Annotated in this window: 11 protein-coding genes; 5 read left to right on the top strand and 6 right to left on the bottom strand. The window is 45.3% G+C overall.

The features are described 5' to 3' along the window. Nucleotides 1–35: 35 nt before the first annotated feature. Nucleotides 36–749 (bottom strand): SIMPL domain-containing protein, encoded by a 714-nt coding sequence (locus HMPREF9429_RS06965; RefSeq protein WP_006942645.1) that lies wholly within the window; start codon nt 747–749, stop codon nt 36–38. A 168-nt stretch (nt 750–917) separates the two neighbouring features. Between HMPREF9429_RS06965 and topA the strand changes: the two genes are divergently transcribed. The 5 genes from topA to HMPREF9429_RS06940 are packed head-to-tail and all read left to right on the top strand — an operon-like array spanning nt 918 to nt 7688. Then, on the top strand, nt 918–3179 hold the full coding sequence (gene topA / locus HMPREF9429_RS06960) for a type I DNA topoisomerase (protein ID WP_006942643.1): 2262 nt from the start codon (nt 918–920) through the stop codon (nt 3177–3179). Further along, nucleotides 3169–4482 (top strand): methylenetetrahydrofolate--tRNA-(uracil(54)-C(5))-methyltransferase (FADH(2)-oxidizing) TrmFO, encoded by a 1314-nt coding sequence (trmFO, locus tag HMPREF9429_RS06955; RefSeq protein WP_006942642.1) that lies wholly within the window; start codon nt 3169–3171, stop codon nt 4480–4482. The genes topA and trmFO overlap by 11 nt, the downstream gene beginning before the upstream one ends. Then, on the top strand, nt 4483–5022 hold the full coding sequence (hslV, locus tag HMPREF9429_RS09195; RefSeq protein ID WP_006942641.1) for an ATP-dependent protease subunit HslV: 540 nt from the start codon (nt 4483–4485) through the stop codon (nt 5020–5022). 18 nt (nt 5023–5040) lie between these two features. Then, nucleotides 5041–6453, top strand: coding sequence for an ATP-dependent protease ATPase subunit HslU (gene hslU / locus HMPREF9429_RS06945; protein ID WP_006942640.1), 1413 nt, complete (start codon nt 5041–5043; stop codon nt 6451–6453). Nucleotides 6454–6461: 8 nt separating this feature from the next. Beyond that, nucleotides 6462–7688 carry a class I SAM-dependent rRNA methyltransferase gene (locus HMPREF9429_RS06940; RefSeq protein ID WP_006942639.1) on the top strand — a complete coding sequence of 409 codons (1227 nt, stop codon included), beginning with the start codon at nt 6462–6464 and terminating at the stop codon, nt 7686–7688. A gap of 191 nt (nt 7689–7879) precedes the next feature. On the opposite strand, the gene HMPREF9429_RS06935 is transcribed toward HMPREF9429_RS06940, so the two are convergent. The 5 genes from HMPREF9429_RS06935 to HMPREF9429_RS06915 all read right to left on the bottom strand — a co-directional run bounded on the left by HMPREF9429_RS06935 (nt 7880) and on the right by HMPREF9429_RS06915 (nt 12729). Continuing rightward, nucleotides 7880–9109, bottom strand: coding sequence for an aminopeptidase (locus HMPREF9429_RS06935; RefSeq protein ID WP_006942638.1), 1230 nt, complete (start codon nt 9107–9109; stop codon nt 7880–7882). A gap of 10 nt (nt 9110–9119) precedes the next feature. Further along, nucleotides 9120–10460 carry an MATE family efflux transporter gene (locus HMPREF9429_RS06930; protein ID WP_006942635.1) on the bottom strand — a complete coding sequence of 447 codons (1341 nt, stop codon included), beginning with the start codon at nt 10458–10460 and terminating at the stop codon, nt 9120–9122. A gap of 60 nt (nt 10461–10520) precedes the next feature. Continuing rightward, a complete protein-coding gene (gene rpsT / locus HMPREF9429_RS06925) occupies nt 10521–10787 on the bottom strand; it encodes a 30S ribosomal protein S20 (RefSeq protein ID WP_040774070.1) in 267 nt (88 codons plus the stop codon). A 71-nt stretch (nt 10788–10858) separates the two neighbouring features. Beyond that, nucleotides 10859–11827 (bottom strand): class II fructose-1,6-bisphosphate aldolase, encoded by a 969-nt coding sequence (gene fba / locus HMPREF9429_RS06920; RefSeq protein ID WP_006942631.1) that lies wholly within the window; start codon nt 11825–11827, stop codon nt 10859–10861. 26 nt (nt 11828–11853) lie between these two features. Next, a complete protein-coding gene (locus tag HMPREF9429_RS06915) occupies nt 11854–12729 on the bottom strand; it encodes an RluA family pseudouridine synthase (RefSeq protein WP_006942630.1) in 876 nt (291 codons plus the stop codon). Nucleotides 12730–12774 lie beyond the last annotated feature (45 nt).

Genomic DNA, 12774 nt, shown 5'->3' with positions numbered 1-12774 from the left:
GGGGGGGGGGGGGGTCAAAGGTTACACAGAGGTGTTTACTGTAAGTAATATACTACTTCTACCGATTCACTCAAGGTATTCGTTCCCGGTTCGATGGGCGTGGATGTTTCCATCTTTGCAGCCCGCAAGCTGAACATATTGGCAGTTGCCGTGTAGGAAGGGGAGTTATCGTTAATGGTAATGGATTTCACATCGCCCAAGCGATGTCCCGTCGCTTCGGCCGCAGCCTGAGCCGTTTGCTTGCCGTTGTAAATAGCTGTCTTAATCAGGTTGGAACGTACCGTATCAGCCTTTTCCGTCGTAAAACGAACGCCGTTAATATCATTGGCACCGTCTTGCATAGCTTTCGCAATGAGTTTGGAAATGAGTGTAAAGTCCGTGACTTTCAGTTCTAAATCATTGGAAACGGAGTAGCCGTTGATTTTCTGATTTTTATCATAGGTCGGATAGACATTGAAGTTTCTTGTCTTCATATCTTTTTGGGCGATACCCAGAGAAAGAGCCGAGTGTTGTACACGGTTCATAATAGTGTCGTTTTGCATGCGAGCTTCTTCGGCTGTAGCTGCCGTTGTGTTCATGCCCACGGTAATATAAGCCGTATCGGGAACTACTTTTTCTTCCGCATAGCCGGAAACGGAGACCGTAGGCACTTCGTTAGCCGCATCGGCATAAGAGGGGACCGCGCAGATAAAAGATGTGGATAAACAAGCACAAAGAAGAGCTGTTTTTAAATATTTAGATGTCATCATATTTCCTCCTTGTAAAACTTTCTACAAAACTTTTTTTATTATATCATTACCAAGAAAAATTTAAAAGCCTCTTCAGTACCGGTTGTGAGTTGAAGGAGCCTATATAAATAGTGTAATATATAATACTGAATGTAAATATCCCTTTTATGACAGTTAGGATGAGTATATATGCTGGAATTTCCCATTAAGCGAACGATTACTATAGACGATTCGAAAAAAGGGCGCAAGAAGAAAAGTGCCAAAAAAGAAAAGGTTATTATTAAAGGCAGTGTCAACCTGCCGGTAAGAGAACCGTTGAAAAAATTGGACCCCTTGCCGAAGAATGCCAAAAACCTGGTCATCGTCGAATCTCCCGCTAAGGCCAAGACGATTGAAAAGTTTCTCGGCAAAGACTTTAAAGTCCTTGCCAGTCGCGGGCATTTGCGTGATTTGCCGCGCAATCAATTCGGTGTCGATGTGAGTCGTGATTTCGCACCGACGTATATCGACATGTATGATAAAAAGAAAATTATTGAGGAACTGAGACACGAGTATGTACGCTCCAAGAAAGTGTATCTCGCAACTGACCCTGATAGAGAGGGTGAAGCTATTTCATGGCATTTAGCGCATATTTTGGAAATGGATTTGCAGGAACCGTGTCGAATTATGTTCCATGAAATTACGAAGGATGCCGTTACGACGGGCCTCAAGGATCCGGAACCGATTGATTTAAATCGTGTGGATGCTCAGCAGGCACGACGAATTTTGGATCGTATCGTAGGGTATCAATTAAGCCCCTTATTATGGAAAAAGGTCTGCAAGGGACTTAGTGCCGGTCGTGTGCAATCTGTAGCCGTACGTCTTATTTGCGAGCGAGAAGAAGAAATAAAAGCCTTTGTGCCCGAAGAATACTGGTCCGTATCGGCTGTCTACGAAACTGACGACGGCATGAAAATTACAGCCGACGTAGTTAAGGAAAATGGAAAGAAAATAAAATTGTCCGATAAAGACGCTGCCGATGCCGTAGAGGCGGAATTGCGTTGGGAAAGTCGTAAGGAAAATCGTCCTGCCGATAAGGTTACCAAGGTAGAAAAACGCAAGCGTAAACGGATGCCTCAGCCGCCGTTTACGACATCGACGATGCAGCAGGAATGTGTAGGCAAGTTGAATTTCGGGGCTAAAAAGACGATGATGCTGGCACAGCAATTGTATGAAGGCCTTGAATTAGGAGGTCGCGGTCATGTAGGCCTTATTACCTATATGCGTACAGACTCGACACGTATTAATGAAGATATGATTAAGGGCGCTCGAGAATTTATCGCCAATGTGTACGGTAAAGAGTTTGTGCCGCCTAAACCTCATGTATATAAGTCGCGAGCTACAAGCCAAGACGCTCACGAAGCTATCAGGCCGACCTCTCTGGAGTTGACGCCGCAAGTCGTTTCCGCTTTTTTATCTCGTGACCAACTGCGTTTGTATACACTCATTTGGAACCGTTTCCTTGCCAGCCAGATGGCTCCCGTTGAAACGGAACACATGTCCATTACAGTAGAAAGTGGCAATTATGAATTAAAGGCTTCGGGATATACGGTACTCTTTAAGGGCTTTACGGAGCTTTATGAAGAACAGAAAGAAAAGGGAAGCCAAGAATTACCGCCTATTCACGAAGATACGATTGTGCATAATAAAAAGGTTGAAAAGGTCCAGCATTTTACCCAACCGCCGGCTCGCTATACGGAAGCCAGTCTGATTAAAACGTTGGAAGAAAAGGGAATCGGACGACCCAGTACGTATGCTCCTATTATGGACACAATTAAGAATCGAAATTACGTGGAAAAGCTGGATAAACAATTCGTACCTACAGAATTGGGTGTAGTAACAATCAAGTTATTAAAAGAATATTTTGACGGCATCATTAATGTAGACTTTACAGCTCATATGGAAGAATCTCTGGACGGTATCGAACAGGGAAGCGATACATACATACACGTACTTAAAGAGTTTTACGATGTATTCAAGCCTGAATTGGACCATGCGGAAGAAGGCATGGAAAAAGTAACCGTAGCCGGACAGGAATCGGGAGAACTGTGTGAACTTTGCGGCTCTCCCATGGTTTATAAATTCGGGCGTTTCGGAAAATTCTTGGCTTGTTCCAATTTCCCTGAATGTCGTAATACGAAGGCTATTGTCGAAGATACGGGGATTACATGTCCCAAGTGCGGTGAAGGCAGTCTGATTAAGCGAAAATCAAAACGAGGTCGTACCTTCTACGGATGCAATCGTTATCCTGATTGCGACTTTGTCTTATGGAATGAACCGGTAGATAAAAAATGTTCTCTTTGCGGCAGTATTATGACGGTCAAACATTATAAAAACGGCCGGGATAAACTCTTTTGCAGTAATGACACTTGTGAAAATCATAAAAAGGGTGAGACAGTCAATGAAAAATAGTCTTCTTGTAATCGGAGCCGGCTTGTCCGGTGCCGAGGCGGCTTGGCAGGCGGCTCAACGCGGCATTCCGACGGAACTTGCGGAAATGCGTCCGCACAAAAAATCACCGGCCCACCATACGGATTTTTTTGCCGAGTTGGTGTGCAGTAATTCTTTTCGAGCCGCTAACGTGGAAAATGCGGTCGGCCTTTTAAAAGAAGAAATGCGTCGACTGGGGTCACTGATTATGGAAGCTGCCGATGCTACCCGTGTTCCCGCCGGGGGAGCCTTGGCTGTCGACAGAGTTCCTTTCAGTGAATATGTTACGGAAAAGATTAAAAACCACCCGTTAATTACCATTACACATGAAGAAGTGACGGAAATTCCCGAAGAACGGCCTTGCATTATTGCCAGCGGCCCTTTGACATCCGACGGCTTATCGTCGGCGATTACCCGGCTGACAGGTGAGGAATACTTCCACTTCCATGATGCGGCTGCACCTATTGTCACTGTTGAGTCCCTTAATATGAATAAGGTGTACAGAGCGGCACGATACGGTAAGGGCGGTGCCGATTATTTGAATTGCCCTTTTACGGAAGACGAGTATAAAGCGTTTTGGCAGGCTTTAACGACGGCTGAATGTGCCGAATTACATGAATTTGAAAAGGATGATACCGTCTTTGAAGGATGTATGCCCGTAGAAGTCATGGGAGCCCGCGGTATCGATACACTGCGTTACGGACCTATGAAGCCCGTCGGTCTGGAGCTGCCGGGAACGGATACGGTACCCTATGCTGTCGTACAATTGAGACAGGATAACGGCAGTGCTACGCTGTACAATATTGTGGGATTTCAAACCCATTTGAAATTCCCTGAACAAAAACGGGTATTTTCCATGATTCCCGGCTTGGAAGAGGCGGAATTCGTTCGTTACGGAGTTATGCATCGAAACTCATACATCAATTCACCGGAGTTGCTCTTACCGACCTTACAATACAGAAAAAGAGACTCTCTTTTCTTTGCCGGGCAATTAACAGGTGTAGAAGGATATTTGGAGTCGGCTTCTATGGGACTTCTGGCAGGTATTAACGCCGCCAAGTTGTGTAAGGAGGAAGCCTGTGTTACCTTCCCGAAGGAAACGGCTTTGGGAGCGTTGAGTCACTATATTTCTACGGGACCGAACGATAACTTCCAGCCCATGAATGTAAATTTCGGTATTATTTCGCCTTTGGGTATTAAAAAGCGAATAAAAAAAAGAGAAAAGAATGCACTGCTGGCACAACGTGCCTTAGAAGCTATTGAAGTGATGAAGGAGAAGATATAAATGGAAACGGCTTTTCATGCAACGACCATTGTAGCCGTGAGCAAAGACGGAAAAACGGCCATTGCCGGAGACGGTCAGGTTACTATGGGAAATTCTGTCATTATGAAAGGAACGGCGCAAAAGGTAAGACGTCTATATAATGGTAAGGTTGTCAGCGGATTTGCCGGATCCGTAGCCGATGCCTTTTCCCTTTTTGACAGATTTGAAGCTAAACTGAATGAATATAACGGAAATCTTATTCGCAGTGCCGTAGAACTTGCCAAAGACTGGCGCAGTGATAAGGTTTTACATAAGCTGGAAGCCCTTTTGCTTGTATCGGACGGAGAGCGGATTCTCATGTTATCCGGAACAGGTGAAGTTATTGAACCCGATGACGGTATCAGTGCCATCGGTTCCGGCGGTATGTATGCTTTGGCGGCTGCTCGTGCTTTAAAGGATAATACGGATTTGACAGCTAAAGAAATTGCCGAAAAATCATTGCATATTGCGGCGGATATTTGTGTATATACGAATCATAACGTTATATGCGAGGAAATATAGAAAGGGAGACCTTAATTTATGACGGAAAGAGAAAATTTGACGCCTAAAGAAATAGTGGCGCAACTGAATAAATATATTATCGGGCAAGACGGAGCCAAGAAATCCGTAGCGGTAGCGTTGAGAAATCGCTGGAGACGAAAGAAACTGAGTGCCGAACTGCAAAAGGAAATTATTCCGAAAAATATTTTGCTCATCGGCCCGACCGGTGTCGGAAAGACGGAAATTGCCAGACGTTTGGCCGACTTGACGGGAGCTCCCTTTGTAAAAGTAGAGGCGACGAAGTATACGGAAGTGGGCTACGTTGGCCGCGATGTAGAACAAATGATTCGCGATTTGTTGACCAATGCCATTCGCATGGTTCAGGAACGGGAAAGCCGACGTTTTGAAGAAAAAGCGGAAGCGGAAGCCAATAATCGCATACTGCAAGTCTTTTGGCCGAAGAAGGAAACCGTAAAGGAAGCGGTGACCGATCCGGTATCCTTCCTTTTCGGAAATAGTGAAGGAGAAGAAGAAAAGAAGGAAAGCGATATGCCGTCAGAAACGACGGGGATGTCGGAACGTCGCAGACAAATGGCGGAGCGTATCGCTTCCGGCGAATGGGACGACCGTGAAATCGAAGTAGAAGTAGCCGAAGCGGATAGAGCCGTACAGGGAATCTTGACGGGAAATTCGACGGAAGAATTGACCAATAATTTTCAGGAAATGCTGGGGAACCTTGTACCGAAGAAAAAAAAGAAAAAGAAAATGACCGTAGCCAAGGCCAGAGAACTTTTCAAGGAAGAGGAGTTAGGTAAGCTTCTGGATATGGACATTATTATAGAAAAGGCTATAGAAGCGACGGAAGAAACGGGAATTGTCTTTATCGACGAGTTTGATAAAATAGCCGAAAAGGGGCGTTCCAACGGACCCGATGTATCCCGTGAAGGGGTACAACGAGATATTCTTCCCATTGTGGAAGGAGCTACGGTGACCACGAAATATGGCCCTGTAAAGACGGACCATATTCTTTTTATTGCCGCCGGAGCTTTTCACGTATCTAAACCGTCGGATTTGATTCCCGAATTACAAGGGCGATTCCCTATTCGTGTGGAATTACAATCTTTGACAGTTGAAGATTTTAAACGTATTCTTACAGAACCCAGTCAGTCGTTGCTAAAACAATATACGGCCTTGCTTGGTGCGGATAATACGGAACTGGAATTTACGGAAGACGGGATCGATATGATGGCTGAATATGCTCATCACGTAAACGAAGAAACGGAAAATATAGGGGCCAGAAGACTACATACGATTTTAGAACGTATTTTAGAAGATATATCCTTCGACACACCCTATGAAGAAGCGAAGAAAATTCGCATTGACCGTGATTTTGTGTCGGAAAAACTCGGCAAAGTCGTTACGGATGTGGATATGAGCCGCTATATTTTGTAGGAGTCACTATGAGAACATACTCAAAAGTCGTAATCAATAAAAAAGCTCTTCGCATGGCGCAGACAGGCCACCCTTGGGTATACGGGGAGGAAGTGGTACGTATAGACGGACCCTGGCAGACAGGCGATCTGGTCGACGTATATTCGGAGAAAAATAAATACGTCGGCACGGGTTTTATTAATGATGTATCAAAAATACGGGTGCGTCTTGTTTCTCGAAATGCCAACGATACCTTTGACGATGCATTTTGGCGGCGGCGTGTCGACTACGCGCTCGCTTATCGTCGTACCGTCATGGGGGAAGATGACTTTTCCTGTTGTCGACTTATCTTCGGTGATGCCGATGAAATGCCGGGATTGACGGTAGATTTATTTAGTGACGTACTGGTGACACAGACTCTGTGCTACGGCATGGACCGTATTAAAGAGCGTATATTTAAACCCCTTGTAGAAGGGCTAAGCACCTACGGCATTCACATTCGCGGTATTTATGAAAGAAACGATGTGAAGGTACGGGAATTGGACGGGTTAACACAGTATAAGGGTTGGTATGAAGCCCCTTGGCTGCCTGAACGGCCGGGGAAACCGATGACGACTATCTGTGAAAACCATATCCTTTACGATGTGGATATAGAAAACGGTCAGAAAACGGGATTTTTCCTTGATCAGAAATACAATCGTCTTGCCGTATCCCGCTTAGCAGTCGGTAAACATGTCCTTGATTGTTTTACACACACCGGGGCTTTTGCTTTAAATGCCGCCAGAGGAGGAGCCGTATCTGTAACAGCCGTGGATATTTCCGAGGAAGCTGTAGAGCGGACGATATCCAATATAGAGAAGAACGGTTTTTCGTCTACCGTAAAAGCCGTTCAAGCAAATGTATTCGATTTATTAACACAGTTGGCGGAAGAAAAGAACCGTGACTATGATTTTATTATCCTGGATCCTCCGGCCTTTACGAAGTCGGGCCATACGCTGAAAAATGCTTATAGAGGATATAAGGAAATTAATTTAAAGGCCATGAAAATTTTGCCCAGAGGCGGATATCTGGCCACCTGCTCGTGTTCTCATTTCATGACGGATGAACTCTTTCGACGTATGTTGAAGGAAGCGGCAGATGATGCAGGCGTATCGCTCAGACAGATTGAAGGACGGCAACAGTCCCCGGATCATCCGATTCTCTGGAATGTGAGGGAAACTGATTATTTGAAGTTCTATTTATTTCAAGTAGTTTAATAAAAGTAAAAATGCCCCTTATACATAGGGGAAACGGCACCTTGAAAATCGAATTCGATCTTCAGGATGCCGTTTTTCTATGTCAAAATACTCTAAAAAACGGCATCGAACGCGAGTGTGTTCGATGCCGTGAAAGATCTGATTGCTTATATTTCTATAGCCGGTAAAGCCGTTTTACGGTTATAACGCTGCTAGTTAGCCCAATTTCCGTTTATAAAAATGGGAACAATCTTACCGTCTTCGCAAAGGCCTTCAATAATCATGTCGGCAGAACCGATCATAAAGTCCACATGAACCATAGAGTCATTCAGACCTGCGGCTGCGGCTTCCTCGTCGCTTAAATTCGTACCGCCGGCAAGACATGTAGGATAGGCCTTGCCGAGGGCTAAGTGGCATGAAGCGTTTTCATCAAATAAGGTTTCATAAAAAAGCATGTTGCTCTGTGAAATCGGTGAATTATAGGGGATAAGAGCGGCTTCACCGAGTCTTCGTGCGCCGTCGTCCGAATCCAAAAGGGTTGCCAAAATATCCTGACCTACGTCGGCCTTAAAATCTACTACCTGCCCCTCCTTAAAGGTAAGTGAGAAACGGTCAATAAGATTTCCCTGATAGACCAGCGGTTTCGTACTGTAAACAATTCCGTCAACTTGTCTGCAATGAGGGGCCGTGAATACTTCTTCCGTAGGAATATTGGCGTTAAAGGGAATGCCTTCAGCCGACTCTTCCGTTCCCCCTTGCCAGATATGATGTTTCGGTAAGCCGACGGTAAGGTCCGTGCCCCGGTCGTTTTTATAGTGGAGGGCTTTAAAAGCTTTATCCGTCAGCCATTGGCGGCGTTTCTTTAAATCGTTCAAGTGATTATCCCAGGCGTCTAAGGGAGCAGGACCGTCGCTACGTGAAGCTTTCAAAATAGCTTCTTCTAAAGCCGCATAGGCTTCAGTCGGGCTCTTTTCGGGAAAGAGAATAGAGGCCCATTTATGAGAAGGAACGGCAGCAACCAGCCATGTTACTTTAGAGGCCATGATACCGTCCGAGTATTCTTTAAGGGCTGTATGAGATGCCTTTTGGAAGGCGACTAATTTTTCTTTGTCTACGCCTTTCAATAAATCAGGATCAGCGGAAATAAGGCTTAAGAAAGCTGCTCCTTTGCGATAGTAGGTCAGACTGAAATCGCGACGCCACGTAGGGAAGTCTTCGAAAGAAGCAAGCTCTTCATGGTCGTATTTTAAACGTGTCAATGCATTGCTGCGCCAGTTAAGAACTACTTGGGAAGCTCCTGACTCATATGCTTTTTCAGCCAGGACTGAAACAAAGTCATGGGATTCTACAGGGGCATTAATAACAAGGATTTGGTTTTCTTGAAGATTAATACCTTTTTTTAAGAGTACGGTCGCATATATTTCCATTTGTTGACGATTCATAAAATACCTCCTAGAGTGAGCGGCGACTTGTATAGAACCAAAGTCTGCCGTTTAAAATAAGAGCATTCAGTCCGAGACTGATTACGAGGCTTAACCAATAACCGTAAGGACCGAAGCTTGTATAATGAGCCAATACATAGCCCATGGGAACGGCAATAATCCAGTATGTGACAAAGGCGACGTAGGTGATGATACGGACGTCTTTATAGCCGCGCAACATGCCCTGGACCGGCGTACCCATAGCATCACAGGCGGAAAAGATAAGAGCGAAGATTAAAAAGGCACGAATGGTTACGAGTGTAGCTTTATCATGTGTGAAAAGGGCGGCAATGTCGTTCAGGAAGGTGAAGGTAAAAAGTGCTGTCAGGACCAGTAATGACAAGGAGACGAAGAAACATATCGTATCATATTGCAGGGCTTTGATTTTATTTTTGGCACCGACTTCATAACCTACGACAATGGTAGCAGTCAGACTGATACTCCAGGGGACGGTGTAGACAAAGGTGGAATAGCTGATGGCTGCTTGGTTTGCAGCTATATAAAGGGTACCGAATTCACTCATGAGCAGTCCGACAATAGAAAAAAGACTGGTTTCACAAAAGATAGCCACGAACATAGGTAAGCCTAAACGCAGTTGCTCACGACAATGGACCCATGAAAACTTACGGAAATCCGACCATAAACGGTATGCTTTAAACGGTGCCTTGAAATGGAGAATAATGATAAAAACCGTGCAGGTAATCCAGGATGCCGTTGTCATGGCGTAAGCCGTGCCGGCACCTCCCAGTGCGGGAAATCCGCATCCTCCGAAGATGAAGAGTTTAAAGAGGCCTATAGAAATAAAAAGATTGGACAGTAATACGCCCATGGAAAGTCGCGTCATTCCGTGGGCATCTACGGCGTAGCGCAGAGTCGCCTGTACCAACATAGGGAAAATGCCGAAAGATAAAGCCAGCCAATAGTGTTCGGCAATAGCCTGTACGGCAGGTTCCAGGTTCAGGAGAGATAAAAAAGGAGTAAGAAGAAATCGAGATCCGCATACAATGATTATAGTAAGAAAAAAAGATGTATAAATCCCTTGTGTAATAAAGACGGGAATATCTTCCGTCTTACGGGCTCCGCGTAATTGGGCAATGATGGGCGAAATGCCGAAGGCTATGCCGCAAGCACCGGCAAAAAGAGGGTACCAGATGTTGGCAGCCACAGCTACACCTGCCAGATCCGTCGTACCCGCATTGCCGCTGAAAATACTGCTGAAGAGACTGCTGCCGACGAGAGCGAACTGAGTCAATAAGAGGGGAAAGAAAACTCCCAGAAAATGTGTAATTTGGTTGCTTTCCGGTCTAATCATATATACCTCACAATATTATAAAACAAGCCCCGTATATAACGGGGCTTGCCGGTATTTCAATTATTGGTTGGCGCTGTTTACTTTAGCAGCCAAACGGGATTTTTTACGAGCAGCTGTGTTCTTGTGAAGCACACCTTTGCGAGCAGCACTGTCAATAACACTGCTGGCTTTATCATACGCTTTCTTTACTGCGTCTGCATCACCGGTGGCGATTGCTTCCGTAGTCCGACGAATAGCCGTATGAACGGAAGATTTTACGCGGGAATTAGCTGCATGACGAGCGGCGTCTTTTTCCATCGTTTTGATATTGGATTTAATTTGCGGCAAACTGATTCACCTCCCTGCTTACAATAACACTGTTAGTAAGTATAGCATAAAAAACATGTCGAATCAAGAAGTTATGCCTTGTTTTCCGAACCTAAAACATTTTGGATTTTGTGCTTTACAGCATCCTTTACAAACGTACGACCGTCCGTCAAATATTGACGGGGATCGAAGTGCGCAGGATACTGAGCCAAATGCTGACGTACACCGGCAGTTAAGGCCAAACGCAAGTCCGAATCGATATTAATCTTGCAGACCGCTAAGGATGCGGCATGACGTAATTGATCTTCGGGAATACCGATAGCTTCGTCGAGCTTACCGCCGTTGGCATTAATGATTTTTACATATTCAGGTAAAACGGAAGAGGCTCCGTGCAAAACAATGGGGAAGTCAGGCAGTCTGCGGGATACTTCTTCGAGAATATCAAAACGAAGTGTAGGCGGCACATAAACGCCGTCTTCGTTTTTCGTGCATTGTTCGGGTTTGAATTTATATGCACCGTGACTGGTTCCGATGGCGATAGCCAGGGAATCGACACCCGTACGGCTGACAAATTCTTCAACCTCTTCGGGACGTGTGTATGAAGCTTCGTGAGCAGCCACCTTCACATCATCTTCAATACCGGCCAATTTACCCAATTCGGCTTCGACAACAACGCCTCGTTCATGAGCGTAGTCGGCAACTCGTTTAGCCAATTCTACATTTTCATCGAAGCTGTACTGAGAACCGTCAATCATGACTGACGTGAAGCCGCCGTCAATACAATCCTTACAAGTTTCAAAGTCCGCACCGTGATCAAGATGAAGTGCCATGGGAATATTCGGATATTCTTCCAAAGCCGCTTCAACCAAGTGCTTTAAATAAGCCGGTTTAGCATATTTGCGAGCTCCCGCCGAAGCTTGGAGAATAATGGGAGAATTCAATTCGCCGGCCGCTTCCGTAACGGCTTGAACGATTTCCATATTATTAATATTGAAGGCACCGACGGCATAATGGCCGGCATAAGCTTTTTTAAACATTTCCGTAGTAGTAACTAAAGGCATGAGAGTCCTCCTTCGTAAAAGAAAATTTAAATATCCCAACAAGCCGTTGCGACCAAGGTCTGCATATCGGTCGGTAAGGGAACATTTACATATGTCATGTGACCCGTTACGGGATGAATGAAGCGTACTGAACCGGCGTGCAAGGCCTGTCGATTTAAAAATCTGCGAGAGCCGCCGTATAAATCGTCACCTATAAGGGGATGTCCCAAGTAGGCACTATGTACCCTGATTTGATGTGTTCTTCCCGTGTGAAGTGTAATGCGTATAAGACTGAAATCATCACAGACGGCCAAGCGAGTAAAATCGGAATGAGCTTCTTTTCCGTCCTCTCTGGTATTGCGTTTAATGATACTGTCCGGGTCGCGTCCTATGGGCGTATGAACCGTTGCCAACATAGCCGGAAAGCGGCCTTGTGCAAGGGCCGTATACGTTCGGGCGTAAAAAAGTCTGTTTTTGTCAAAAAGGTGTTGCACATAACTTTCTTTGGCAATCAAACAAAGACCGGATGTATTACGGTCCAACCGATGTACGGGATGGTAGTCGTGGTCATAGCCGTGTACTTTATAATAATACATGATGGCGTTGGCCAAGGTACCGAAACGCTCGGAAGAGGTTTGATGCATTAACATACCCGGCGGTTTATTGACAACTATCAGATAGTCATCTTCGTAAGCAACGGATAAAGGAATGTCCTCGGCTTCAATCGTATCTTTCGGCTGCAATATCACTTCCAACGAGTCGCCTTGGTGAACCAGGTCTTTCATGGATGCAGGTACTCCGTTTTGCAGGCATATGCCGTTGTTCTTGATTTTCCGTCTGGATGTAGCGGAGATGCCGAAATGTTTGAGGGCTCCGGCGAAAGAAGTTGGCTTCTGTAACGGACCGACTGTAAAGCGCAGCATGAAAAGTTCTCCCGGTTTTGATATGTACGGCAAATACCGTATGCC

The organism is Megasphaera micronuciformis F0359 (assembly GCF_000165735.1).
Classification (GTDB): Bacteria; Bacillota; Negativicutes; order Veillonellales; family Megasphaeraceae; genus Megasphaera; species Megasphaera micronuciformis.
Note: the sequence above shows the minus strand (reverse complement) of the source record. Positions and strands in the feature narration are given on the sequence as shown.

Bases quoted from the DNA above. Each gene is read 5' to 3' on its own strand.
- fba (WP_006942631.1), bottom strand. From the start codon at position 11,827: ATGCCTTTAGTTACTACTACGGAAATGTTTAAAAAAGCTTATGCCGGC.
- HMPREF9429_RS06915 (WP_006942630.1), bottom strand. From the start codon at position 12,729: ATGCTGCGCTTTACAGTCGGTCCGTTACAGAAGCCAACTTCTTTCGCC.
- HMPREF9429_RS06935 (WP_006942638.1), bottom strand. From the start codon at position 9,109: ATGAATCGTCAACAAATGGAAATATATGCGACCGTACTCTTAAAAAAA.
- trmFO (WP_006942642.1), top strand. From the start codon at position 3,169: ATGAAAAATAGTCTTCTTGTAATCGGAGCCGGCTTGTCCGGTGCCGAG.
- hslV (WP_006942641.1), top strand. From the start codon at position 4,483: ATGGAAACGGCTTTTCATGCAACGACCATTGTAGCCGTGAGCAAAGAC.
- topA (WP_006942643.1), top strand. From the start codon at position 918: ATGCTGGAATTTCCCATTAAGCGAACGATTACTATAGACGATTCGAAA.
- HMPREF9429_RS06930 (WP_006942635.1), bottom strand. From the start codon at position 10,460: ATGATTAGACCGGAAAGCAACCAAATTACACATTTTCTGGGAGTTTTC.
- hslU (WP_006942640.1), top strand. From the start codon at position 5,041: ATGACGGAAAGAGAAAATTTGACGCCTAAAGAAATAGTGGCGCAACTG.
- HMPREF9429_RS06940 (WP_006942639.1), top strand. From the start codon at position 6,462: ATGAGAACATACTCAAAAGTCGTAATCAATAAAAAAGCTCTTCGCATG.
- HMPREF9429_RS06965 (WP_006942645.1), bottom strand. From the start codon at position 749: ATGATGACATCTAAATATTTAAAAACAGCTCTTCTTTGTGCTTGTTTA.